Consider the following 24,960-nt stretch of genomic DNA (forward strand, 5'->3'; position numbering starts at 1 on the left):
ATTTGATACTGTTGAATTAATAAGAGGAAACAAATTGATTTATGGAAACAAAGACTAAACTTAATTTTGCAGATTTAATAAGCAATTCAGATAAACCTGTATTAGTTGACTTTTATGCGGACTGGTGCGGTCCATGTCAGGCAATGGCCCCTATGATTGCAGAGATTGCTGATGAAATGTCTGAAAAAATTAAAGTTATTAAAGTAGATGTTGAAAAGAATCCTGCTGTTTCCACAGCTTATAAAATTTCAGGTATTCCTACATTAATATTATTTCATAAAGGACAGATAAAATGGAGACAGTCTGGCCTTATACCAAAACCTGAACTATTAAGAATGCTCACTATTAATCTTTAAAGATTTAAAAGATTCATTGGAACAAAGTGAGCCAATTACCAATGGGTCTTTAATGATATTATAAGCATTTCTCTTTATAACTCAAATTAAAAATTTTCATTATCAAAACAATGCTGCATGTCAGCAGGTTTTAACAGTAATGGTTGAGTAAAGAAAAAAACGATGGAGATAGAATTAGTGAATGAAATAAATAACACAGAGCTCGCTCTTGCATTGACCCAATTTTACAAAGTATTATACATTGACTTTGGGATAAGTAAATTCAATGAAAGAATAAGTGGTTGGTACAACTTGAGCTGGGAAGAATTTAGAAGTGAGTTGGAAAACCATAGTATAAATTTTAACCAATGTCTACTCAGCGACTGGGAATCTTTTTTTAATATTCATAAAAGAAAGGTGCTTTCTTTGATGAATAGCTAAAAATAAGATGCTAGCAAAGTACAAAGCGAAGAAGATCTTCGCTTTTTTTATGAATTCCTAAATCGGACTTCATCCTAATTCTTCTCTATTAGAGCGTAGTCATCTTAATATAATTTAAAAGAGGAGAAATAAACAAAAGGTGACAAAAAAAGCCAGAGATTATATTTTAATAACCTCTGGCTTTTATAATTATATAGTTTGATGAATGTTATTATTTTCCTATTACAAACAAAACGAGCAAAATAACAGCTACAATTTGAATTCCTGCATGCACTAATGGTAGGAATTTTGGTATTCCCCCTTTTCCGGCAGGATAACCTGCAAGCCAAGTTGGAATACCCTTAGTAAAGAGCTTATCTTTCATGAGCATGAACACCCCCAGAATGCCACCAATCCAGAACAGCATATAGGAAAAATTAAACAATACATTGCCTTGTCCGATATAGTCTGCACCTACAAAAGTAAGTGTGCACAGCGTTGCTCCGGCTAAAATTCCATGAAGAGCAACCACAAAGTTTTGCCTTGGTTTATTTGCTCTGACATTGGCATATAACATAATGCCCAGTATCACGGTAAATGCGATAAATACGAACAACAATACTATCATAATAGAATATTTATAAAAATTTATTAAGTTAACCCAACTTGGAAAAAATTGTTTTTACTACATCGGTCTTAACAATTTAGCTCTGTGAAATTTCTTTTCTTCTTTCTGTAATAGTTTATTAATCACTAAAGCAGCTTTCGCTCCTTCTGCTGCTGCTATAACTGCAAGCTGCATATCTTTAGCAGCATCACCTGCTGCAAATATTCCTTTGACAGAAGTTTGAAGATATTTGTCAGTATAAATAAGTCCATTGTCCGTAAATCTACATCCCAGTTGCACTGCCAGGTCTGATCGTTGAAATTTATCACTGCTGAAGAACAAGGCAAAGCGTTCCAGTGAATCTCCATCCTCGAAAATAATTTTTTCCAGTTGCCCGGCCCTACCTTCTAGTCTTGCAATCTTTCTGGTTTCTACTCTTATTTCTTTCATGTCCATCCACTCCATCTCATCTCTGCTTACAAACTTACCATTAGTACAAAGAACGATATCATCTGACCAATTGGTTAGTGATACGGCTAATCCCAAACCTGATTTTCCATTTCCTCCAACTACCGCAATTGGTTTCAACCGCACTTCCCAGCCATCGCAATATGGGCAATGGTGAACACTTCTTCCATATAAGCGATCTATGCCAGCTATTGGTGGCAGTTGATCTACAATGCCTGTTGCAAGCAAAATTTTTCTAGAATAGAATTTTTTCCCTTCCTCATCGGTTACTTCAAATGCATCATTTTCGAAAAAATCAGCTTTTACTATTCTGCCCTCTTCAAAAGCAACATCATAGTTATTAAGCTCTTCCTTTGCAATACGAAGCAATTCCAAAGGATTTATTCCGTCTCTTGAGATAAATCCGTGTAGGGCTTGACTCTTATAATTCCTTGGTTTTCCGGAATCGAATAAAAGTACCTTTCTTAAACATCTGGCCAATAACAATGCAGCATTTAAGCCTGCTGGCCCTCCCCCTATAATTATTACATCATACAATTTTGAACTTGGTACTTTCATCTCTGCGCGCTTATTAACAATCTACTATTACAACAAGCACTTTTCTTTTAATGTTATCGGGAATGCAAAAACACTTAAGCGATAGGTCAATCACTGAAAAATTCTGATCTTAAAACTTGAAAAATACAAATCAAAATGGTGAGCTTTAATGAACATCAAGGTATAACTGAGACAATTGGGATGAAAGATTAAAATAAACCAGAAACAGAAATCTGAATTTATAAACTTTAAAAATTTCAATTCAAAAAAATAAGACTACTCAGATATAATACTGTTAAAAGAATTTCATTCAGAAAAGTCAGAAAAGTCAAAAATAAAAAGAAGCCAGACCACTTATCTTAAAAGTTTATTGACCTGACCTCTTTTATATATGATCGACTAAAGCCTCGTTAAGATTTCATGTTCGTAAATTGCAGTGGAATGCCCAGGTCTTCTCTTCTTAGCAGTCCTATTATTTCTTGCAAATCATCTATTTTTTTACCTGTGACCCTGACCATGTCATCCATGATAGCAGGTGTTACTTTTGCTTTAGAGTCTTTGATGAGCTTTACCACCTTTTTAGATACTTCTTTATCAAGACCCGTTCTTACTTTAAGGTTCTTTTTGATCATGCTTCCTGAAGCATATTCTTCCTCACTCATATCTAACGACTTACCATCAATACCCTGCTTTACCATACGAGTCAGTATGGCATCAATCATTGCATTGATACGCATTGAGTTTTCACTTACCAGATTAATAACATTTTCTTTTTTATCAAGCTCAATGGTACTTTTGGAGTCTCTGAAATCATATCTGTTCAGAATTTCTTTTTTAGCAACATTGATAGCATTGTCCAATGTTTGCGGATCAACTTTACTTACGATATCGAAAGATGGCATAGAAATAAAATTAAAATGTAAATTTAATCGGGTTTTGGTCAAATTAAAATTGGAAAGACAAAGAAAAGGTTTTAACCGACTTGCTGCAATTTATGATTATCTACTTTTAATTCCTCCCGGAAGAGGTTTTATAAAAAGTCAGAATGAATTAATTCCTCTCCTTCCCCAGAAAAAAAGTTGCTTGATTATTGGGGGAGGTACTGGAACTTTTTTAAGATCACTTATTATTTCTGGCAAGGTTACACGCATTGTGTATCTGGACATCTCTGAAAAAATGCTTTCTCAAGCATCCAACAAAATCAAAGATTTAAATCAAAAATGTAATGTAGAGTTCAGAAGAGGTAGCTTGGACAGAATTACTGAAGATGAAAAATTTGATCTTATAGTAACTAATTTTTTTCTGGACCTTTTTAGTCCTGATGAAGTAAAAGCCTGGATCAGGTTAATACATAACAAGCTATCTGAAGAAGGTTTATTTTATTTTACCGATCTTCAGATTAGCAGAGGTAAAACCTTCAAAACCTTCATGAATAACATTTATATTAAGATGTTATACTTCTTCTTCAGAAATACAACAGCTATCAGCGGCAAAACTCTCATTGACCTGCGAACAGAAATACTTCAATCTGGTTTTAATGTAGTATATGAAAAAGGCTATCTGAAAGAGCTATTTTATTCAGCCATTTTTAAAAAAAGGTCGTAAACATATTTTAAATAATAATAGGAATAAAATAAAGTTTTATATCTATATCTCTTATATTTCAGAGGTACATTTAATATTCATTTTTAATCGTCTTCTAAAATGGCTAAAGCGAAAAAAGATAAAAAGATTTTTGTGCTGGATACTTCAGTCATACTGTATGACCACAATGCAGTCAAAAATTTTCAGGAACATGATATAGCGATTCCCATAACTGTTTTGGAGGAGCTTGACAATTTCAAGAAAGGCAACGACATTATTAACTTTGAAGCCAGAGAGTTTATCAGATTTCTGGATGACCTTTCCGGAACTTATATGCTGCAGGACTGGATTCAGCTTCCGGGGAGCAACAAAGGCCGCTTTAAGGTGGTAATGAACACCACCAGCAAAGCTACTCTTGATGCAGAAAGAGTTTTTAATGATAACAAAGCCGATCACAGAATACTGAATGCTGCTCTGAATCTACAGCATGAGGCTAAAGACGCAAAAGTTGTTCTTGTTACCAAAGACATAAACCTGCGGTTGAAAGCCAAGTCACTGAATTTGCCTGCAGAAGATTATTCAACTGGAAAGATCAAAGATGTCGACAGTCTCTATACAGGAAGAACATATATTGAAAATGTTCCTTATGAAGATATCAATCAGATCTATGAAAAAGGATCAATCCCAAGTTCAATAATACCTAAGCAACAGCTGATTCAAAACCATTATTACATTTTAAAAAGTGAGAAGAACTCAGTTCTAGGGTATTACAATGCATCCGAGGATCGCATTGAGCATGTAGAGAAAAAGACTGTTTATGGCATAAAGCCAAGAAACGCAGAACAAACTTTTGCCATTCATGCAATCATGAATCCGGATATCAAGCTTGTTTCTATGCAAGGAGTAGCTGGTACAGGAAAGACGCTTCTTGCACTTGCTGCAACACTGGAACAAAGGAAAAACTTCAAACAGATTTACCTTGCAAGACCGATTGTGCCACTAAGCAACAAAGATATTGGATACCTTCCGGGAGATATTAAAAGCAAATTGAATCCATATATGGAACCTCTGTTTGACAACCTGAAGTTTATTCAAAATCAGTTCAACGAGACCGACAGTGATTATCAGAGAATTACCGAAATGGTAAATAAAGAAAAGCTGGTCATTACACCTTTGGCCTATATCAGAGGAAGAAGTCTTTCGAATATATGTTTTATTGTAGACGAAGCTCAGAACCTGACCCCGCATGAAGTAAAAACCATCATTTCAAGAGCTGGAGAAAACACTAAAATTATTTTCACGGGGGATATTTATCAGATAGATACTCCTTATCTGGACTCTCAAAGTAATGGATTGTCATTCCTGATTGACAGGTTGAGAAATCATAAATTATATGCCCACGTAACCTTGGAAAAAGGTGAGCGTTCAGAGCTGGCAAATCTTGCAAACGAGATGCTTTAATCCCCAATTAATTAGTAAGATGTTGTCCGCAAAATAGAATTGAAGTACGAGTTATTCGACAACTTTACTAATCGAATTTTCATAACCATTCATTAAACTTTTAATGAATGGTTATTTTTTCTCCGGTTGTTTCCCCTATTCTTGCCTCCACTTCAAACCTATTATTATAATACCCCTTTCTCATGCTTTCTATTGCATAGATGGCCAAAAACGTAAAAAAACCATAGCGCTGAAACTGTCTCACATGCACGAGTTCATGGTTCACCCATTGCTCCACTGACATAAACTCCTTTCTGTTAACACCATGCAAATGAATGGTTTTACCGAACACAATAGCTATATTTTTGGAACCCATATACCAGGCTGCCATTTTCGCTATATAAGAGTTTTCTTTGATTTTAACTTTCATTATGTTCTTCCCCAATTAAAGAATCATTACCAGGGGCTTCTGGTTCCTTCTCTTTACTTTTCAAATATTCCTCTCCTGTTTTTCTGTAAAAATAGGCTGCCAGTCCACCTGATAAGCTACCGAAGAAGTGAGTTTCCCAGGAAACACCTCGGGTAAAGGGAAAAATTCCCCAAACCAAACTACCATAGATGAATATAATAATCAAGGCAAGGATCATCGATTTTTGATTTTTACGGAAAATTCCACTGAAGAAAAGGAAGCTTACCGCACCATAAATGATACCACTAGATCCAATATGATACCCCTGACCTACTGCAGAAATCCATACCCAGATATTTGGAAGGAAATAAATCCAGAGGAAAATTTCAAAAGCAATAGTCCGGTAAAAGAAGAACATTGCCATTCCCAAAATGAGCAAGGGAAATGAATTTGATATTAAATGATTGAAATCTCCATGTATTAGGGGAGCAAAAAACACCCCTGTCAACCCCATAAACGTTCTTGGAAAAATACCAAATCTACTCAGATCATAACCATATCTGAGTTCAAACACCTTCACTCCCCAAAGTACCATTAAGTAAATAAAAGGAAACAGAAAACTCTGATAAAAACTTCTTCTTTCAACTTCCATGAATTAATCCCCGATTATGAGGTCCGCTATATAATTGACCAACGACACTATCAAACTAAACAAAAGCGCCCACCAGAAATTTCTGACCTCAAACCCATCAATCATCCAATCTGTCAATAGAATTATCACGGCATTAATTACCAACAAAAATAAACCTAAAGTAAGGATGGTTACCGGTATTGTTAATAGGATTAAAACAGGACGAAGGATCACATTTAAGATAGACAGAACGAACATTACCAACAATGCAACTCCAAAACTCTTAATCAAAATTCCTGGTAACAGAAATGCTGCTCCAAGAATTATAGCTGCTGAAATTAAAAGTTTGAATATATACTTCATCTCTGGTTCTTTTTGATTGTAGGCAATATCGTACTTATTCAATGAACACTTTCAAATTCCTCATTGTTAAACTTAGCAAAAAGTACCCCAATCAACAATTGTATTTTTTCATTAATTAAATATCAAAGCAAGCTATTTACATTTATAAACTTTAGAACAAAACAAATGTAATCTAATACAATTTACATTTATAAATATGTAACTTTTCTAATAAATAAAACTAAATACTACAATATTACCCTTATTAATTTCCTTATTAAACCTCAACCGAAACTTCTAAGGAGTGCAATTTATAACTCGTAGCATATTTAAAGTAAAAGTTAAAAATAATCACACTTGTAAACTGATTATAAAATAATTATTATTTAAAATTTTAAAAATACTAATATTATTAGCAATAGGTTTAATGTAAATTTCAGGCTATTTATAATTGTAAACTCTCAATTTATTTGCCATAAAATGGATTTTATTTACAAAAATAAATAATATCAAAATATAAATAAAAAAGTACAACGTAAATACTTTACAATTGTAACAAACATCTTTATTTTGCTATTTTAGTCTATTTACATAATTAAACTGTAAAATAACTTTTTAAAGAAAAACAAGATAAGGAAATCAGGTAAGATGAGTTGAACCTGAACAAAAAAATAACTTATCTATTAAAGAAAGAGGAAGCTGAAAATCCTAATTGGAATTGATTCCAGCATTCACTAATTTCATTATTCAATTTTTATAAATTTATAATCTATGAAGAGGGTCGTTTTATTTTTACTCATTGTTACGCTTTTTTCATCTTGTGGAGACGATGAAAATAATATAACTATTTCAGGGGCCTTTGCCTTGTACCCTCTTGCTATAAAATGGGCTGAAGAATATAATAAAATTCATCCTGAGGTGAAAATAGACATTACCGCAGGAGGAGCTGGAAAAGGAATGGCTGATGTCATTTCAGGGAATGTAGATTTAGGAATGGTCTCCAGAGAAATTAATCCAGTGGAACTTGAGAGAGGAGCTTTCGGAATTGCAGTCACTATAGATGCAGTAATTCCAACCATTAATGACAAAAATCCAAATCTCGCTGAAGTACAAAAAAAAGGAATGACAAAAGAAAATTTTCAAGATATTTGGATCACGGAAAAATTAAAAACATGGGGAGATGCATTAGGGACAACATCCAAGGATCCTATCAAAGTCTATACCCGTTCGGATGCTGCAGGCGCACCCGAAACCTGGGCCAAATATCTTGGTAAAAAACAGGAGGACTTAAAAGGTGTTGGAGTGTTCGGAGACCCAGGTCTTGCTCAAGTTGTGAAACAAGACAAGTTTGCAATTGGATTTAATAACATCGCATATGTATATGATCTCAAAACAAACAAACCATTTCCAGGCATCCAAGTCATTCCAATCGACATTGATGGAAATGGTAGAATTAGTCCGGAAGAGAATTTTTACGGTACTCTAAGTGAACTTATGGAAGGAATAGCCAAAGGAGTTTTTCCTCATCCTCCTGCCCGTCCACTATATTTTGTAACTAAAGGTGAACCTACATCAGAAACAATTAAAACCTTCTTAAACTGGGTACTGACGGACGGACAGAAATTTGTGAAAGAAGCAGGATATGTAAATCTATCCAAAGATCAACTTGATGCAGAAATTAAAAAATTAAAGTAAGTCAATAAGTATCTATTCTCCTCGGATAAAAAGTTCTTTTTCCCGAAATTCTTAAAGAAGAATATAAGGCACCTTATATTAATTCAAGGTAGCACCTGCCACCAATGAGTTTCAGGAACTCTCCCCTTCCCAAAACTTTAGTTTAGCTCAATTATCCATCTTGCTCAATTTTAATTTTGCATTTTGAATGACTCAAAATTATGTGATTTATGTCGCGTCAAATCTTCAGATAACATTTTGGAGAAAACATCTAAAGCGGGAAATACCAAAATACAACTAACCTCTTTTCCATATTAACATTTCCGGAAGATGAACTTTTTCAACGAAAATACATCAACTCAACTCCGTAGGAGAATCCATCCATCATAAATTTGTATGAAAATGAATTTATTTAAAATTCTTGTTTGCTGACAAACTTTATTTCCACTGAAAGGTAAATAAGATTAATTCATAAGGTTATACTAAACCACACTACCAAAGGGGGATATCTTGGGAAAAATAGATTTATATCATAGGCGGCTCTGGGTAGAGAAGCTTAGCTTCTGGGCAATGAAAGGACTGACTTACTTTTCAATAGCCCTTCTGTTTTTGATATTAATAGGACTAATATTCAAGTCCATACCCATTTTACAAGAAACTTCATTAGGACATTTATTTTTTACCACAGAATGGCAGCCTTTGAAAATGAAATTTGGTCTTCTTCCATTTATTATTAGCACACTCTATGTAACTATAGTTGCTATTATCATTTCAGTACCACTTTGTCTTCTGAGTGCCATATACCTTTCTGAATATGCTGATAAAAGGATCATAGCCTTTGTTAACCCTTTGATTGATATCCTTGCAGGTATTCCTTCAGTTATCTTCGGTATCTGGGGGATTATTGAAGTAGTACCACTAGTTAGGGATTTTATTGCCCCTGCTTTCGGAACTACTTCTTCTGGCTATACCATTCTTACGGGGGGCATTGTCCTTTCCATCATGATTTTTCCTATCATCATTCACGTTCTGCTGGAAGTTTTTGAAACAATCCCGGAAGATCTTAAAAGCGCTTCGCTTTCTGTAGGAGCTACTAAATGGCAAACTGTGAAATTCGTAATTCTTAGAAAAGCTGCACCGGGAGTAATTTCTGCTATTGTACTGGGACTTTCCAGAGCTTTTGGAGAAACACTTGCGCTATTAATGGTTGTTGGGAATGTCATTATGATTCCTATCAGCCCTCTAGATCCTGGATATCCCCTTACAGCTTTAATAGCTAATAATTATGGTGAAATGATGTCTATCCCTCTTTACGATTCAGCATTAATGCTGGCATCCTTTATCCTTTTTGTTATAGTATTGATCTTCAATTTCATATCCAGAAGAATTCTTAAAAATATAGAAAGAAAAATTGCCTAAGACTATGAACATTAATAAAGTGGAAGAAGGGATTTTTAAAGTATTGATGAAGGCATCTACTTTACTTGTATTAGCCAGTCTATTTTTAATTATTTACAGTATACTTCGAAAAGGTTTGCCATCCTTATCCTGGGCAATGGTCACTCAAACACCAAAAGGAGGTTTCTTCCTTGGAAAAGGTGGAGGAATTTTAAATGCTATTGTCGGATCATTATATCTAGCCGGAGGTTCTACAATTCTGGGATTATTCATTAGTCTACCTGTTGCCCTTTATCTGAATATTTACAGAACAAAAACATCCCGATTTGCAAATTTTACCAGGCTTTGTCTGGATGTTTTGTGGGGAATTCCTTCAATTGTGTATGGTGCATTCGGATTTGCAATCATGCTATTGGTCGGTTTAAAAGCTTCATTACTTGCAGGAATTTTTACCCTTACTTTAATGGTTATACCTATAATGATAAGAGCTATGGATGAAGTTATAATGACGGTGCCAAAAGGTTTGATAGATGCCTCTTATTCACTTGGTGCAACCAGGTTTGAAACATCTCTGAAGGTAGTAAGCAAACAGGTATTACCAGGAATTCTCACTGCTATTTTAATTTCTTTTGGAAGAAGTATCGGCGATGCCGCTTCTGTGTTATTTACTTCCGGATTTACAGATAGAATTCCAACTTCGTTGATGCAACCCGCCGCAAATCTGCCCCTGGCCATCTTCTTTCAGTTGAGTACACCTATCCCTGAAGTCCAAGACAGAGCCTATGCATCTGCTTTAGTGCTTACCTTAATCATACTTATAATAAGTATTTTATCCCGAATAGCTACGAAAAAATTCACTAAACATAAAGTTTAGTTTAAAATTTGAGACAGATGAAAAAGGCAACTGAAATATTCATTCCGCTAATGACTGACGTTTGTGCCGAAGGTAATATTTGTGTGGAGGGGTTAAATGTCCACTATGGAGACAGACATGCTCTCAAGGATATTAACATTACCTTACCAGCAAAAAAAATCACGGCAATCATCGGTCCTTCAGGATGCGGAAAAACAACTTTGCTTAAATGCTTTAACCGTTTGATTGATTCCATTGACGGAACTAAAGTTACAGGTAAAGTAATGTTAAATGGAGAAGACATATTTGACCCTCATGCGGATGTGATTAATATCAGAAAAAAAATGGGACTTTTGTCTCAGCGACCTTATCCTTTACCTATGTCAATTTTTGATAATGTAGCATACGGGCCAAGAATACATGGTACAAGGAAAAAATCAGAACTTAATCAGATCGTTGAATATTACCTGAAGGAAGCTAGTTTGTGGGATGAAGTCAAGGACAGACTTTATACTCCAGCATCAGGACTATCAATAGGACAACAACAAAGGCTTTGTCTTGCAAGAGGTCTTGCAGTGAAACCGGAAATTATTCTTGGAGATGAACCAACATCTGCGCTGGATCCCATTTCTAGTGCTCACATTGAAGAAAAATTTGTAGAGTTTAAAAATAAGTATACTATTGTAATGGTAACCCACATACTTAGACAGGCTATACGTATAGCCGACTACATTATATTTATGTATCTCGGCGAAATTATTGAACATGGCCCAGCAGAACAAGTGCTGGAACATCCGAAAGACAAGAGGACTTCAGACTATATTAAAGGTATAATAAGCTAAAAAGTCCCGACAAAGCATAAATGACTTTGTCGGGACTTCCCTGCTAATTAATTTTCCTACTAATTATTATGACTTTTATTTATGTCTTTTAATCAGCACATCAAGTACTTCATCTAATCCGATATTCTTTTGTTCAAGGAGTACCAGAAGGTGAAATAGGAGATCTGCGGCCTCATTTTTAAATAACTCATCATTATTATCCATAGCTTCAATCACTAACTCTACTGCTTCTTCGCCAACTTTCTGTGCTACTTTATTAGTGCCTTTTGCAAATAATGAGCTTGTATATGACTTCCCGTCAGGATTATTTTTCCTGCTTTTGATAACCTCACTCAGTTGCTGAAGAAAATAGATCTTACCATGATTTTCTTCGTTCCAGCATGTATCAGTTCCGGTATGACAGGTAGGCCCGTCAGGAGTCACTTTAATTAGCAATGAATCCTGATCACAATCAAGCGCAATACTTTTCAAATACAAAAAATGGCCAGAGGTTTCTCCTTTAGTCCAAAGTCTGTTTTTCGTCCTGCTGAAAAAAGTAACTTTCTTTTCTTGTAATGTTTTATCAAGTGCTTCCTGATTCATATAGCCCAGCATAAGCACTTTCTGTGTAACCTCGTCCTGAATAATAGCTGGTACCAGTCCATTATTCTTTCCAAAATCTACATTCTTTAACTCAAATTCTGACATTGATTTTGTGATCTTTTAGGTATTGTTTCAACTCAGGTACAGATATTTCCTTAAAGTGGAAAATACTTGCAGCAAGTGCTGCATCTGCCTTTCCTTCTGTGAATATATTTACAAAGTCTTTCATTGAACCTGCTCCCCCGGAAGCAATTACCGGAATAGAAAGTGAAGATGAAAGTTTTGCTGTAAGTTCGTCTGCAAAACCTGCTTTGGTGCCATCATGATCCATTGAAGTCAGAAGGATTTCTCCCGCTCCTCTGTTTTCTGCTTCTTTAGCCCAAAGAAAGGTGTCTATCTCTGTTGGCTTCTTGCCTCCATGTGTATGCACCTTTGATTGATTTTCATATAATTTTGTATCAATCGCAACAACTACAGCCTGACTGCCAAACTCAAGTGCAAGCTTGTCGATAAGCCCCGGGTCCTTTACTGCTGAAGAATTGATAGAAACTTTCTCTGCTCCTGCATTCAATATTGCAGAAACATCTTCAATACTTGATATCCCCCCACCAACGGTAAAAGGGATATTCACATTCTGTGCTACACGCCTAACCAGTTCTACAAGTGTTTTTCTTTTTTCAAGAGTAGCAGTAATATCCAGAAATACCAGTTCATCTGCGCCCTGCTCAGCATAAAGTTGTCCCAGTTCAACAGGATCTCCGGCATCTCTCAGGTTTTCGAAATTTACGCCTTTTACGGTTTTCCCATCTTTTACATCAAGACAAGGAATAATTCTTTTTGTAAGCATCTTATAAAAACCTTTTTAGGTCTTCAAGTTTTATTCTTCCTTCGTAATAAGCTTTTCCTATGATTGCGGCATAAACTCCCATTTCATTCAATTTTGCAATGTCTTCAATGGTTGTTACTCCGCCGCTGGCAATAAGCTTTAGTTTAGGAAATTTATTTCTGATCTCGTTATACAACTCAAATGACGGACCAGCAAGCAACCCATCTTTGGACACATCGGTGCAGAAAAGATATTTTGCACCTAAAGCAGAATACTCTCCTGTGAAGTCAAATAAAGAAGTAGCAGTAACCTCCTGCCATCCGCTCACAGCAATCATTTTATTCTTCACATCTGCACCAAGAATAATTTTCTCTCCTCCATAGTTTTTCAACCAGCTTTTAAAAAGCTCTGGATTCTTAATTGCGATACTTCCACCTGTAACTTGCTTGGCTCCTGCGTTGAAAGCTATCTTTATATCTTCTTGGGACTGGATTCCTCCACCAAAGTCAACATGCAATGACGTATTGGTGCAAATTTCTTCAAGTACCTTATGGTTAACCACCTTTTTCTGACGAGCGCCATCAAGGTCAACCACGTGAAGTCTCTTTATTCCGGCATCTTCAAATCTTTTTGCGACTTCCAGTGGGTTGCTGTGGTACTCAGTTTTTTTATCAAAATCGCCTTGAACCAGTCTTACGCACTTTCCATCTATCAGGTCAATGGCTGGTATTATTTCAATCATAATGAAAGGAAGTTTTTAAGTATTTTTTCTCCTGTATTTCCGCTTTTCTCAGTGTGAAACTGAACAGCGTAGAAATTATCTTTATTGATAGAAGCACTGAATGGCAATATATATTCGGACTGAGCTATAGTATATTCCGACAATTCTGCATAGTAGCTATGAACAAAGTAAACAAACTCTCCTTCATTTACCCCTTTGAACAAAGGATCTTTCAGATTTGAAATAGAGTTCCATCCCATGTGAGGTACTTTGTCTTTCGGAGGGAATCTCTTTACGCTCATTGGAAATACTTTCAGACATTCAACGTCATTCTCTTCACTATGCTGACACATCAACTGAAGGCCAAGGCATATTCCAAGAAATGGTTGCTTAAATTCAGGAATGAGCTTGTCAAGATTTCTTTGTTTCAGATAAGTCATTGCAGTACTTGCCTCTCCAACTCCAGGAAAAATGACTTTATCTGCAGCTTTCAGCAATTCCGGCTCATCTGTGATAATAGGATCTACCCCTAGCCTGTTCAGCGCATAACTTACAGATTGAGTATTTCCAGCATTGTATTTTATAATAGCAACTTTCACTTTTTTGAATTTTGAGTTTGCAATTCCGCTCCTCTTAGGGGACACGAAACCGAAGCTCTAAAGTATCCCCTTGGTACTAGGTATCTGATTATTGTTAAAATCTCTGCGCACTGCCATTTTAATGGACTTTGCGAAGGCTTTGAATATAGCTTCTATTTTATGATGCTCGTTATCTCCTTCAACTTTAATGTTGATGTTGGCTTTGGAAGTATCAGAGAAAGATTTGAAGAAATGGTAGAACATTTCAGTTGGCATATCTCCGATTTTTTCTCTTTTAAATGAAGCATCCCAAACCAACCAGTTTCTTCCTGAAAAATCGATTGCAACTTGCGCCAGCACATCATCCATGGGCAATAAAAAGCCATAACGTTCTATCCCTCTTTTATCTCCCAATGCTTTAAGGTAAGCTTCACCTAAAGCAAGAGCAGTATCTTCAATGGTATGATGTTCGTCAATATGCAGGTCGCCGGCCACCTTTACTTTAAGATCTGCGCCGGAATGTTTACCAAGCTGATCCAGCATATGGTCAAAGAAACCAAGCCCTGTATGAATTTCAGTTTTTCCTGTTCCGTCAAGGTTCAGAAAAATCTCTATATCTGTCTCTTTAGTTGTCCTTCTGATGCTGGCTGTTCTGCTATTCTGTTTTTTCAGAAACCAATAAATTTCATCCCAATTATCTGTACTTAAAACAGCCTCATCATTTGTATTTGAAGAAAAATAAATAGCCTTTGTACCCAGATTTTTCGCTAGTTGTATATCTGTTTGCCTGTCGCCTATTACAAAGGATTCTGATAGATCATAACCTTCTCCAAAATACTCTGTAAGCATCGCGATGCCAGGCTTCCTTGTCGGAAGATTTTCATGGTCGAAAGACTTGTCTATATGCACTGCATGAAATGCAACACCTTCCCCTTCCAGTGTTTTAACCATTTTATCCTGAGCAGGCCAAAAGGTGTTCTCAGGAAAAGAAGACGTACCTAGCCCATCCTGATTGGTAACCATAACAAGTAAGTAATCCATCTCGTTGGCGATTCTTGCAAGGCTTGTAATTGCCTTCGGTAAGAATTCAAGCTTTTCGAGGGAATCAACCTGTTTATCTACGGGTGGTTCAACGATAATAGTTCCGTCTCTATCTATGAATAAAATCTTCTTCTTCATTTTAAACTAATGCTCTCTCTTTAATTATCCCTTCCACTCTGAAAGCTTCTTAATCAAAGCTTCATTTTCCTTTTCGGTACCAACAGAAATTCTGATGCTGTCTTCACACAACCTCACTTTAGATCTGTCTCTTGTGATGATTTTATTACCGATTAAAAATTCAAAAATCTTTGGAGCTTTATCCATTTTCACCAGCAAGAAATTGGCATCTGAAGGATACACTTTTGATACAAAAGGAAGTTTATTCAATTCCTCACCAAGCTTCTCACGCTGTTCAAGGATCTGTGCTACCATTTTTTCCTTGTTCAGAATATTCATTAACCCCACTTTCACAAATTGCTGAGTAGCAATGTTGATGTTATAAGGATATTTGATTTTATTGTAAACACTGATGATCTCCTTTGAAGCGAATGCCATACCTAATCTTAGGCCAGCCATTCCCCAGGCTTTGGAGAGCGTCTGAAGAACTATAAGATTTGGATACTGATCAAGTTCACTGAGCATAGATGTAGAGGGTGCAAAATCTATATATGCTTCATCTACCACTACAATTCCATTAAACCCTTTTAGAATTTTCTCCACATCCTTTTTATTCATGATGTTTCCGGTCGGATTATTCGGTGAGCAAATGAAAATAATTTTAGTATTCTCATCTACTGCGTTAAGAATTTCTTCTGTTCTTAGCTGATAGTCTTCAGTAAGAGGTACCTGCCTGATTTCCACATCAGAAATAGCAGCAGATACTTCATACATACCATAAGTCGGAGGTAATATGATGATATTGTCTTTCCCTGGGCGGCAAACCATTCTGATAATGAGATCAATCGGTTCATCGCTGCCATTTCCAAGGAAAATCTTTTCAGGTTCTACCCTTTTAATTTTAGAAAGAATCTCTTTTATTTCCCATTGGAGAGGATCAGGGTATCTGTTGAAATCGCCTGCAGCAGCAGATCCGTAAGGATTTTCATTTGCATCTAGGAATATTCCTTCTTTTCCTTTGTATTCGTCTCTGGCAGAGGAATATGGTTTGGCGTTCTTTATGTTCTCCCTAAGGAGTTTATCTAAGCTGAACAATGTAGTACTAAATTTATTAAGAGTTGCAAATTAGCTTTTTATTTAATAAGAATTTGTAATTTTTATAAGATTTTTCACCCTGTGACAACAAATTTCCAGCCTCTAAAATTGCACATTCCCTCAGCTATAATTTGTCGTTGACCGGATTACTTAATATCTTTACTTTTAATTAAAATGTGATTTAGGAACTTTTGAGACCTAATCAGAATTATACAAACCTAACACACTACTGATGAAAGAGACATTCTGCTGGCAAATCGAGTGCAAACATACACCAGAAACAATTGACAGGATTTTATTGCCAATCCGTAAAAGAGGAATGATGGTGAACAGTCTGAACTATAGGGTTCAGGAAGCTGGATTAGCTATTTGCCTGATTGAAGTTGATATTGACCCTACTGAATCTGAAAGAATTCACAAGAATATGCTTAGAATTCAGGATATCAACAACATAGTGAAGCTTTAAATCAGCATTTCCAAAAGTTCTAAAAGGATTACTCCCTCTTCTAATCTCCCTTTTCTGAAGCACTTCATTCTGAGGTTTTCAGTTGAGCGTAGAACTATGACCTAGAAATGCATTCACCTGGAAATAATATACCCGTTTATAGTATTGACCGCTTTAAAAGAAGCGGTCATCACACTTATTTCCAGATAGAAATCTTTGATAAAAACAGAGATTTTAAAGTACAATATCCGCACAGACACGACTTTTACGAAATCCTTTTTATCACAAAAGGATCAGGAAAACATACCATTGACTTCTTTGAATACGAAATAAAGCCCGGCAGTATTTTCTTCTTATCGCCAGGACAAATTCACGATCTGGATCTTTCTGAAGATATTTCAGGATATATATTTCTTTTCACATCTGAGTTTTACCTCATAAACAAAACAGATCAGAATAAACTCCTTGAATTGCCCTTCTTCTACCCACTGGCACCAGGATCTCCACCTTTGTACATTAATAAAACTGAAGAAGTGAAGACATTCAGTGATATTTTCGTGCAAGCCATTGCAGAAAGAGAAAAGAACTTCGAAGATTCTCCGGATCTTATTGGAGCACTACTCGACATCCTTTTGATTCACTGCAAAAGACTTTATCCTCAGAATGCAGGAGATAAAATGAATAAAGGAAGGCTTCTTGTAAAAAAATTCAAGCAGCTGATTGAAGAGAAATATCAAGATAATCTTTCTGTTAAAGATTATGCTGAACATCTTGCTGTTACCCCAAATCATCTAAGCGAGACAGTAAAGCAACTAACGGGAAGAACCTCTACTGATCTTATTAATGAAAAATTGCTGGTAGAAATAAAGCGTCTTCTTATATACTCAGAATTGACTGTTTCTGAAATTGCTTTTCAACTTAATTTTTCAGATCAGTCTTATTTCTCAAAGTATTTTAGAAAGCTTACAGGACAAAGCCCTGCGGAGTTCAGAAATCTTTCAGGTAAAAAATAACTTTTTCTCATCATGGAAATAAATGCAATCACCAAAAAGCTGGGAATTAAAAATGATTTTAAAGTACTAGTCATCAATCAACCTGATAACCTCAAAGATCTTTTACTTCCGCTCCCTGAAAACGCTGAACAGATAAAAAAGGCAGGAAAACAAACTGCTGATGCTGTACTTCTTTTTGCGTCTAACATCTCTGATCTAAATAAACATTTTGAAAATCTTAAAAATGCTGTAAAACCAAATGGCCTGGTCTGGATCGCTTATCCAAAAGGAACATCGAAAATTAAAACAGATATCTCACGTGACAAAGGATGGGAGGTAGTAAATAAAGCTGGACTTACTGGTGTAAGCCTTATTTCTCTGGATGATATGTGGTCTGCAATGAGATTTAAACCTTTGGAAGAAATAAAAAATAAAGCAAAGCGAGCTAATGCAGAAGAAGATCAATATATTGATCTTGTAAAAAGAGTTGTTACAGTTCCGGATGATCTAAAAAAGTTATTGAATAAGAATAAAGCGGCTAAAGCCACATTTGAAAATCTTTCTTTTACACACAAAAAAGAATTCGTCCTTTGGATTATAAGTGCTAAAAAGGAAGAAACAAGAACCAAAAGACTGGAACAGGCTCTAGAAAAGCTCCTTAAGACCTCTTTCCAATAGATGAGCACAACAATTCAGACTCCTCAGCATAAGTTCGTCATCCCGACTTTCAGAGCTTTCATAATCTTATTCTTTCTCTTCGCATGTTTAATAATCACCATAATTACTTTTGCAGATTATCAAACAATGGTTACTTGGTTAAAACCTACTGCCTTTAAATTTCCATTTGAAGCAAGGGAATACCATAAAATATATTTTACGCCCGAAAGATTTGAAATACTCAAAATAGCTTCTGCTGTTTCTATAATCCCCATTACAATTTTATCAATCTTTTTATGGGTACATACTAAAAAGCTATTAACCCAAGCCCAGCTATTCCTTGCATTTATAAAGAATCAATTACAACTTACAATACACTCTTTTACAAAAATCTCATCAAAAGAAAAGTACATTTTCTATGCATTCTTTTTAGTGATAATAGTAATTAGACTTATAAATCTCAAAACGTTAAACGGGATACACCTTGATGAAATATGGTCTTATAACTACTTTGTGGCCCAAGGACCTGTTGTTTGTATAACTTATTATCCAGATACCAATAATCATATATTATTCAATCTTATCTCATCCTTTTTATATAAGCTGTATGCACATCCGGCTTTCTGCATGAAGCTTCCCGTTTTTATACAAGGCTTGTTATTAGAGGTTCTTATCTTCTTTAGCATGAACAGGCTTTTCAATTTTAAAACTGCTTTACTTGCAATGGTTATGACAGGCGCAGCCGCTGAAATATGTGTGTACTCTATTGTAGGAAGAGGGCACTTGCTGTGCAGCTTGTTCGCATTATCGTCTTTATTGAGTATGATAGGTTACCTTAAACAAAACAAGAAGGAATACCTGACATGCCTGGTAATCTTTTCTGCATTAGGTTTTTACACAGTTCCTACCTATTTATATTTCTTCATTGCTCTATGTGTCTTTGCATTTGTTATACTTTTAAAAGAAAGAAATTTCAACCAATTATTTCCATTAATAAAAGCATTCTGCCTTACCATTACAGGAGTCTTCATTCTCTATCTCCCTGTTATAGGCATATCCGGGCTAGAAGCACTCACTAAATCTAAGTGGTTAAAGCCTATGATTCCATGGGATTTTGGATTCAATTATTGGTTTAGAATTTATATCCTGGAATATTTTGAAGCTATGGCAGACAGGGTTCCTTTTGGGAACAGAAAATATATTGGAGTTTTTATTGTATTCGGATGTTACGTTTGGCTACTCTTCCAATCAAAAAATAAAAACATACAACTATGGATGACCTGGATGTTAATTACAGCCTTTATTCCATTGATTGTATGTTATTATATGAAGATATTAGCACCCTACAGAGTATATGTATTTCAGATAGTTTTCTTTTTTATAAGCCTTTCTATTCTTATTGATTTTATACTTCGCAAATTTATCCCAGGAAACAGAACATATTATTTCATTCTTTCTGCTTTATTGATGTATATGATATATAATCAGGTATTCAACAGAAAGCTTCTTTTTGGAAAAGTATTATTAGAAAAAACATTAATGACTTCTGACAGGAATATTGACCATCACATTTGATCTCACTGCAACACCATTCTCCTGAGCGGGTACATACTTAATAGTTTTGAAAAGGGCTCTGATACTGTCTCCGCAACCATAACCCATATCTCTGAGTATTTTTATACTTGAGATAGAACTATCTTTCTCTACGAAAAAAGAGACCATTACTTCACCTTCGATTTTTTTAGCTTTAGCTTCTTCTGAATATTTCAAATGCTTAAAGATAAAACTATATAAATCATCCTCTCCATTTACATAGGAAGTTTCTTTTGTCTGACTGACTGCAAAGTTCTTATTGGTAGTCTGACCAAATGAAACAAGAGAGCAAAACACTAAGAATGAGGCTGTAAATACGAATTTAAGCATATCTATTATTTTATAACCCTATTAATACGTTTAGGAACCACAAGTGGTTGCTACTCTTTAAAAAATCTTACTTCACATTTTTTTTCTGTTTTCCAGGCTCTGAACATTCCGGTAGTATTGTGGTCTATTGAAAAATTTCCGTTTTTATCTACTGCTATAACTCCTCCATTTCCCCCTAACTTAGAAAGCCTATTATGAACAACCTCATTGACAGCCTGTTCAAGAGGAATCATTTTATACTCCACCAAGGCAGCAATTGATCGGGCTACTGTTAGTCTTATAAAATATTCACCATGTCCAGTGGCAGATACTGCACAAGTATTATTGTCTGCATAGGTTCCTGCTCCTATTATTGGTGAATCACCTACTCTGCCAGGCAGTTTATTTAAGATTCCTCCAGTTGAAGTGGCAGCAGCCAGGTTTCCATTTTGATCAAGTGCTACTGCGCCGACAGTCCCGTGCTTATTAATATCTTTAGGTTCTGGAATCAATTCATTTGCTTTTTTCCATTGTTCCAATGAAGAAGAAGTAATGAAATAGCTTTCATCTTTCATCTCCAGTCCCATAGATTGGGCAAATTCATCAGCACCATTTCCTGCCAACATAACATGACTTGATTTTTCCATAACTATCTTTGCTGCTGATATCGGGTTTTTAACATGCCTCACCACTGCGACAGCCCCTGCTTTCAGGTCTTTGCCAGACATAATGGAAGCATCCATTTCTACATGACCTTCTTTATTCAATACTGATCCTTTACCAGCATTAAATAGAGGTGCATCTTCCATAAACTTAACCGAAGCTTCTACTGCATCAAGGGCAGAACCACCTACTTCAAGAATTTTGTAACCTTCTTCAACTGCTTCACGCAGATACTTTTCATAAATCTTTTGTTGATCCGGGCCAAGGTCAGACTCTTTAAAATTGCCTGCTCCCCCATGAATAAGTAAAACGATTTTTCCATTTGGTGTTGCAGTCTGCACGTTTTCCATATTGATTAGAACAGGTGTAAATAAAAGTAAAACATAGAAGGTAATTTTCATAAGTCAGCTTTCGAACTTAATGAGAACTTTTTTTTGAAGGAATTGATTTGGAGAGTAAGAAAGTAATTGAACAAGATTATTATTTACTCTTATCCGTGGTGTGAATTGCTGGCATATTGGACTATTTTCCTGATGATTGAATCCAACTCTTCTGTCATTTCAAAAAGATAATCTAGAGACATCTCTTTCTCAAAGTCTTTGAGATCCTCTTTTTTTAAAGTATTAACTAACCCTAATATATTTGCAACCGGTCGACGTACTTCATGAGATTGCTGCCATGCAATTGTTTCCAATCTCCTTAGTTGATTGAGATTTTTTTGCTCTGCCCTAATCCTGTCTGTTACATTCTGAATGATTAACAAAATAAAATCCTCATTTTTTATCTGAACAATATTGAAATTTACTTCAGCAATCATTTCTTTCCTTCCCCTTTTAAGAGCTGTTGTAAGCCTCTTAGTTCTTAATCCATATGAAGAAGGTCTCTCTATGTATTGTTTTAAATTTTGAAGATGAAGAGCTCTAAAACGCTCAGGAACTAGTATTTCAACACTCTTTTCCTCCAATTCTTCGGGAGAGTAATCAAAAACTTCCTCTGTAGCATAATTGGCAATTCTTATTTTTAAATCTTTATCCAAAATCAAAATTGCCAGAGGTACTGATTCCAATATCTTTCTGAACTTCTCTTCACTTTCGGCCATTGCAATCTCTGCTTGCTTTCTTTCCGTAATATCAATTGTAAAAAGAGACACTCCCAATAGTTCTCCACTACGTCTGTATACCGGAAACATTTTTGAAAGCACCCAAAGATCTATATTATATTCCTCATTTAAATCACGTTCTGCGCCACTCCTATATCCTTTAAGAGCCTTTTCGAAGGCTACCAAAAAACTATTTATATTAGATTCATTTAAGTAATCCTTAAAGTCTGCTCCTATGCAAATTTCCTTACCTGTATAAAAATATAGTCTATCTTTTGCTGTTTTATTAAACATTAAGATCTTGTGTTCTCTATCAAACAGCAATATAGATTCGCTTGCATTTTCTACAATTGCCTCAAACATTTCTGCCAGGTTTTCGATCTCCATCTGCATTCGCTTTTCCTTATCGATGTTTTTGGCAGTAAGAGTAATTCCTAAAAGTATCCCTGCCTGGCTGTAAACTGGATTCATTTTAAATTCAAACCAGAATGAATTATTTTCTGCTGTAGTTTGATGTACTACTATCTCATTCGTTCCCATAATTGACCTTTTGAAAGTAGTTTGATATAATTCCTGTGATCCAGGTGCTACAAAATCTCTAAAGTCGTCTCCCTCCTTTATTTCTCTATTAAAAAATAATTTTAAAATCTCTTTAATGACCTTATTAAAAGCTAATACTTTATGCTCAGGAGAAATCAAGACTATACTCTCAGGAGAATTATCCAGAATTGCTTTTAAAATTTCAAAGGTTTCTATCGATTGTTCTTGACCTTCCATTTTGCTTTATTTAAAGCACCATTACATCCATTATCATTTAGCAATACTACCCTCTTCAGCATTCAAGCGTGATAAAATTAATTACCTAAAAATAACTATATAATACTAACCTTGACCATTGGTTAATGTTAGGAAAAAGCCTCTAATCCCTTTTAGCTCGTACATAAATTTTAGTCAATTTGATTAGACGTCTTATCCTTCTAAAGGAATTTACTTGTCACATTTTTGATTCAAATATATTCCTTTAGCAACAACTATTTTTTAAGTAAATGATATGCAGGCAAAAACAATCAAAAAGAGGGCTTGAAAGTATTCTTTTCATTTGCTTATATTTGATTTGACAAAATCATTTTTATGAATTCAAATCAGATTAGTTTAATTAAGTCAACCTGGGGAGAGGTAATATCATCAGGAGATTCAGTAGGTCAGTCTTTTTATACGATTCTTTTTGAAAAAGACCCTGGTCTAAAAAAATACTTTACCACTGATCCAATTGAACAAGCAAGAAAATTCACATCAATGATTACATTTTTTGCTTTCAAACTTGACAATCTTGAATATGTAATATCAGAAGCCAGGGAACTTGGGAGGAGGCATAAATTTTATAAAACCCCTGAAAGTGCTTATAAAACTGTTCAGAATGCCTTGATTGCCGCACTGGCTGAAAATCTAAGAGATAAGTGGGATGCTGAAACTGAGCAGGCCTGGAATCAACTATATCTGACATTGCAAAGCGCAATGCTTGAAGGTGCTCTGGTATAATTATTTTCTATTTAAAGACTGGATATGGGAGAGATAACTTTTCTCTTTCTCTCTCAAATGTTTTATTATTGTTTCTGAAAGCTCCTGCTGGGTTTTGTATTTGCTTTCCATCAACTGCTTTTCTTCCTCCCTCATACTAACAATCTTTTTCAGATACTCTATCTCTTTTTTAGCAGATTCCAACTCATCCTTCAATAAAGCTAACTCATTAATACTAATATCTTCATTGAATTCTATTGAATTGGCAGTTCCGGGAATTTTATAATAAGTGAAAAAATCATGCCCCAGCACCTCCGAAATTTTGTATAAAAGATCCGTATCCAGGGATTCTCTCTCAAAAATTCTGTATACATTTTGCCGTACAGTTCCTATCTGATCTGCAAAATCGGTAAGTTTTATACCTTTTTCTTCAAATACGGCCTTAATACGTTCCCCAAGCTTCATATACTCAAATATACATTTTTTGAAACAGAATAGTTACACATTGTGAATTAAAATTTACTGTGGACAACTTTTTGTAATATTTTTTTTACTAAAATTTTGATTTTAATCATTTTTGTTACACTTTTGTAACACAATACGACAATAGCATTGATTTTTGTCATTCAATCAGTAACAAAACATCAACACTGTAACAAAATATTAACAACATGATTAACAATATTCAAATATCCCTGGTAAAGAAAAGTTGGGAATCTGCATATAAAATTCAAGATGTGGCAGGTCCGCTTTTCTATAATCGCCTTTTCGAAATCGCTCCAGAAGTTCGACGCATGTTTGCTCATACCAATGTACAAGAGCAATCCAAAAAACTATTCCAAATGCTCAATTATATCATCCGAAAAATAGATGACCTGGATGTACTTATTGATGAAGTAGCTGCACTAGCAGGAAGACACGTGAAATATGGAGTAAAAGAACACCACTATCAAATTGTAGGAGAAGCTCTTCTATGGACACTTGAGAAAGGTCTGGGGGACCTATGGACATCTGAGACTAAAGATTCATGGATAAAAACTTATGCTATCCTTTCTTCAGCAATGATTGGCGCAAGCAAAATACTACAGGAAAAATAACAAAGAATCCTTTAAAAACAAGAGAGCATGGAAGCAAATAATAGCCCTTGATCAATAGTGTTCGATAAAGCATTAACCGTCCTGCTA

At 35.2% G+C, this 24,960-nt stretch carries 30 protein-coding genes; 14 read left to right on the forward strand and 16 right to left on the reverse strand.

The window, feature by feature from the left end:
• Window positions 1-41: 41 nt before the first annotated feature.
• Both trxA and J7604_RS11070 read left to right on the forward strand, forming a co-directional pair.
• Window positions 42-356, forward strand: a complete 315-nt coding sequence (trxA, locus tag J7604_RS11065; protein ID WP_293895583.1) for a thioredoxin — start codon at window positions 42-44, stop codon at window positions 354-356.
• Between the two features lie 162 nt (window positions 357-518).
• On the forward strand, window positions 519-776 hold the full coding sequence (locus J7604_RS11070) for a hypothetical protein (RefSeq protein ID WP_028982210.1): 258 nt from the start codon (window positions 519-521) through the stop codon (window positions 774-776).
• A gap of 211 nt (window positions 777-987) precedes the next feature.
• Here J7604_RS11070 and J7604_RS11075 read toward each other — a convergent pair whose 3' ends face one another.
• From J7604_RS11075 to J7604_RS11085, 3 genes are all read right to left on the reverse strand, one after another.
• The gene (locus tag J7604_RS11075) at window positions 988-1,383 is read right to left on the reverse strand and encodes a hypothetical protein (RefSeq protein WP_293895589.1); all 396 of its coding nucleotides are present in this window, start codon (window positions 1,381-1,383) and stop codon (window positions 988-990) included.
• 57 nt (window positions 1,384-1,440) lie between these two features.
• Window positions 1,441-2,388 carry an NAD(P)/FAD-dependent oxidoreductase gene (locus tag J7604_RS11080; RefSeq protein ID WP_293895591.1) on the reverse strand — a complete coding sequence of 316 codons (948 nt, stop codon included), beginning with the start codon at window positions 2,386-2,388 and terminating at the stop codon, window positions 1,441-1,443.
• Between the two features lie 389 nt (window positions 2,389-2,777).
• Window positions 2,778-3,269, reverse strand: a complete 492-nt coding sequence (locus tag J7604_RS11085) for a YajQ family cyclic di-GMP-binding protein (protein ID WP_293895594.1) — start codon at window positions 3,267-3,269, stop codon at window positions 2,778-2,780.
• A 49-nt stretch (window positions 3,270-3,318) separates the two neighbouring features.
• On the opposite strand from J7604_RS11085, the gene J7604_RS11090 reads away from it, so the two are divergent.
• Both J7604_RS11090 and J7604_RS11095 read left to right on the forward strand, forming a co-directional pair.
• Entirely contained in the window at window positions 3,319-3,972 is a 654-nt protein-coding gene (locus J7604_RS11090; RefSeq protein ID WP_293895597.1) for a bifunctional 2-polyprenyl-6-hydroxyphenol methylase/3-demethylubiquinol 3-O-methyltransferase UbiG, read from the forward strand.
• A gap of 99 nt (window positions 3,973-4,071) precedes the next feature.
• Window positions 4,072-5,412, forward strand: a complete 1,341-nt coding sequence (locus tag J7604_RS11095) for a PhoH family protein (protein ID WP_293895600.1) — start codon at window positions 4,072-4,074, stop codon at window positions 5,410-5,412.
• Window positions 5,413-5,512: 100 nt separating this feature from the next.
• On the opposite strand, the gene J7604_RS11100 is transcribed toward J7604_RS11095, so the two are convergent.
• Genes J7604_RS11100 through J7604_RS11110 form a run of 3 tightly spaced genes read right to left on the reverse strand, consistent with a single transcriptional unit; the run spans window position 5,513 to window position 6,794 of the window.
• Entirely contained in the window at window positions 5,513-5,821 is a 309-nt protein-coding gene (locus tag J7604_RS11100) for a hypothetical protein (RefSeq protein WP_293895603.1), read from the reverse strand.
• Window positions 5,811-6,452, reverse strand: coding sequence for a rhomboid family intramembrane serine protease (locus tag J7604_RS11105; protein ID WP_293895606.1), 642 nt, complete (start codon window positions 6,450-6,452; stop codon window positions 5,811-5,813). Before J7604_RS11105 ends, J7604_RS11100 begins: the two co-directional genes overlap by 11 nt.
• 3 nt (window positions 6,453-6,455) lie before the next feature.
• Window positions 6,456-6,794, reverse strand: coding sequence for a phage holin family protein (locus J7604_RS11110; protein ID WP_028982216.1), 339 nt, complete (start codon window positions 6,792-6,794; stop codon window positions 6,456-6,458).
• Window positions 6,795-7,544: 750 nt separating this feature from the next.
• Here J7604_RS11110 and J7604_RS11115 point away from each other — a divergent pair.
• From J7604_RS11115 to pstB, 4 genes are all read left to right on the forward strand, one after another.
• Window positions 7,545-8,468 carry a substrate-binding domain-containing protein gene (locus tag J7604_RS11115; RefSeq protein WP_293895611.1) on the forward strand — a complete coding sequence of 308 codons (924 nt, stop codon included), beginning with the start codon at window positions 7,545-7,547 and terminating at the stop codon, window positions 8,466-8,468.
• A 549-nt stretch (window positions 8,469-9,017) separates the two neighbouring features.
• On the forward strand, window positions 9,018-9,866 hold the full coding sequence (pstC, locus tag J7604_RS11120; protein WP_293895614.1) for a phosphate ABC transporter permease subunit PstC: 849 nt from the start codon (window positions 9,018-9,020) through the stop codon (window positions 9,864-9,866).
• 4 nt (window positions 9,867-9,870) lie between these two features.
• Entirely contained in the window at window positions 9,871-10,719 is an 849-nt protein-coding gene (gene pstA, locus J7604_RS11125) for a phosphate ABC transporter permease PstA (RefSeq protein WP_293895617.1), read from the forward strand.
• A 50-nt stretch (window positions 10,720-10,769) separates the two neighbouring features.
• Window positions 10,770-11,540 carry a phosphate ABC transporter ATP-binding protein PstB gene (pstB, locus tag J7604_RS11130; RefSeq protein WP_367113564.1) on the forward strand — a complete coding sequence of 257 codons (771 nt, stop codon included), beginning with the start codon at window positions 10,770-10,772 and terminating at the stop codon, window positions 11,538-11,540.
• Between the two features lie 75 nt (window positions 11,541-11,615).
• Here the strand turns inward: pstB and hisIE are convergent, their stop codons facing one another.
• Genes hisIE through hisC form a run of 6 tightly spaced genes read right to left on the reverse strand, consistent with a single transcriptional unit; the run spans window position 11,616 to window position 16,500 of the window.
• Window positions 11,616-12,227 (reverse strand): bifunctional phosphoribosyl-AMP cyclohydrolase/phosphoribosyl-ATP diphosphatase HisIE, encoded by a 612-nt coding sequence (gene hisIE / locus J7604_RS11135; protein ID WP_293895623.1) that lies wholly within the window; start codon window positions 12,225-12,227, stop codon window positions 11,616-11,618.
• Window positions 12,214-12,969 carry an imidazole glycerol phosphate synthase subunit HisF gene (hisF, locus tag J7604_RS11140; protein ID WP_293895626.1) on the reverse strand — a complete coding sequence of 252 codons (756 nt, stop codon included), beginning with the start codon at window positions 12,967-12,969 and terminating at the stop codon, window positions 12,214-12,216. The genes hisIE and hisF overlap by 14 nt, the downstream gene beginning before the upstream one ends.
• Window position 12,970: 1 nt before the next feature.
• Window positions 12,971-13,690: a 1-(5-phosphoribosyl)-5-[(5-phosphoribosylamino)methylideneamino]imidazole-4-carboxamide isomerase gene (gene hisA / locus J7604_RS11145; RefSeq protein WP_293895629.1), complete on the reverse strand. Its 720-nt coding sequence runs from the start codon at window positions 13,688-13,690 to the stop codon at window positions 12,971-12,973.
• A complete protein-coding gene (hisH, locus tag J7604_RS11150; RefSeq protein WP_293895632.1) occupies window positions 13,687-14,268 on the reverse strand; it encodes an imidazole glycerol phosphate synthase subunit HisH in 582 nt (193 codons plus the stop codon). The genes hisA and hisH overlap by 4 nt, the downstream gene beginning before the upstream one ends.
• Before the next feature lie 57 nt (window positions 14,269-14,325).
• Window positions 14,326-15,426 (reverse strand): bifunctional histidinol-phosphatase/imidazoleglycerol-phosphate dehydratase HisB, encoded by a 1,101-nt coding sequence (gene hisB / locus J7604_RS11155; RefSeq protein ID WP_293895635.1) that lies wholly within the window; start codon window positions 15,424-15,426, stop codon window positions 14,326-14,328.
• A gap of 24 nt (window positions 15,427-15,450) precedes the next feature.
• Window positions 15,451-16,500: a histidinol-phosphate transaminase gene (hisC, locus tag J7604_RS11160; RefSeq protein WP_293895638.1), complete on the reverse strand. Its 1,050-nt coding sequence runs from the start codon at window positions 16,498-16,500 to the stop codon at window positions 15,451-15,453.
• A 232-nt stretch (window positions 16,501-16,732) separates the two neighbouring features.
• On the opposite strand from hisC, the gene J7604_RS11165 reads away from it, so the two are divergent.
• From J7604_RS11165 to J7604_RS11180, 4 genes are all read left to right on the forward strand, one after another.
• Window positions 16,733-16,966, forward strand: a complete 234-nt coding sequence (locus J7604_RS11165; RefSeq protein ID WP_293895641.1) for a hypothetical protein — start codon at window positions 16,733-16,735, stop codon at window positions 16,964-16,966.
• A gap of 107 nt (window positions 16,967-17,073) precedes the next feature.
• Complete coding sequence (locus J7604_RS11170; RefSeq protein ID WP_293895644.1) at window positions 17,074-17,958, forward strand: AraC family transcriptional regulator; 885 nt, start codon at window positions 17,074-17,076, stop codon at window positions 17,956-17,958.
• Window positions 17,959-17,970: 12 nt separating this feature from the next.
• Window positions 17,971-18,615 (forward strand): YdeI/OmpD-associated family protein, encoded by a 645-nt coding sequence (locus tag J7604_RS11175; protein WP_293895647.1) that lies wholly within the window; start codon window positions 17,971-17,973, stop codon window positions 18,613-18,615.
• Window positions 18,616-20,169 (forward strand): glycosyltransferase family 39 protein, encoded by a 1,554-nt coding sequence (locus J7604_RS11180; protein WP_293895650.1) that lies wholly within the window; start codon window positions 18,616-18,618, stop codon window positions 20,167-20,169.
• On the opposite strand, the gene J7604_RS11185 is transcribed toward J7604_RS11180, so the two are convergent.
• From J7604_RS11185 to J7604_RS11195, 3 genes are all read right to left on the reverse strand, one after another.
• Window positions 20,131-20,517, reverse strand: a complete 387-nt coding sequence (locus J7604_RS11185) for an energy transducer TonB (protein WP_293895653.1) — start codon at window positions 20,515-20,517, stop codon at window positions 20,131-20,133. The two genes, J7604_RS11180 and J7604_RS11185, sit on opposite strands and share 39 nt — an antisense overlap.
• 50 nt (window positions 20,518-20,567) lie before the next feature.
• The gene (locus J7604_RS11190; protein WP_293895656.1) at window positions 20,568-21,560 is read right to left on the reverse strand and encodes an isoaspartyl peptidase/L-asparaginase family protein; all 993 of its coding nucleotides are present in this window, start codon (window positions 21,558-21,560) and stop codon (window positions 20,568-20,570) included.
• A gap of 89 nt (window positions 21,561-21,649) precedes the next feature.
• Window positions 21,650-23,035, reverse strand: a complete 1,386-nt coding sequence (locus tag J7604_RS11195; protein ID WP_293895659.1) for a PAS domain S-box protein — start codon at window positions 23,033-23,035, stop codon at window positions 21,650-21,652.
• Between the two features lie 354 nt (window positions 23,036-23,389).
• On the opposite strand from J7604_RS11195, the gene J7604_RS11200 reads away from it, so the two are divergent.
• Window positions 23,390-23,797, forward strand: coding sequence for a globin domain-containing protein (locus tag J7604_RS11200; RefSeq protein ID WP_293895662.1), 408 nt, complete (start codon window positions 23,390-23,392; stop codon window positions 23,795-23,797).
• On the opposite strand, the gene J7604_RS11205 is transcribed toward J7604_RS11200, so the two are convergent.
• The gene (locus tag J7604_RS11205) at window positions 23,798-24,241 is read right to left on the reverse strand and encodes a helix-turn-helix transcriptional regulator (protein ID WP_293895664.1); all 444 of its coding nucleotides are present in this window, start codon (window positions 24,239-24,241) and stop codon (window positions 23,798-23,800) included.
• Between the two features lie 206 nt (window positions 24,242-24,447).
• Between J7604_RS11205 and J7604_RS11210 the strand changes: the two genes are divergently transcribed.
• A complete protein-coding gene (locus J7604_RS11210; protein WP_293895666.1) occupies window positions 24,448-24,873 on the forward strand; it encodes a globin family protein in 426 nt (141 codons plus the stop codon).
• Window positions 24,874-24,960 lie beyond the last annotated feature (87 nt).

Origin of the sequence: Sporocytophaga sp., assembly GCF_017745095.1 — a bacterium.
Lineage (GTDB): Bacteria > Bacteroidota > Bacteroidia > Cytophagales > Cytophagaceae > Sporocytophaga.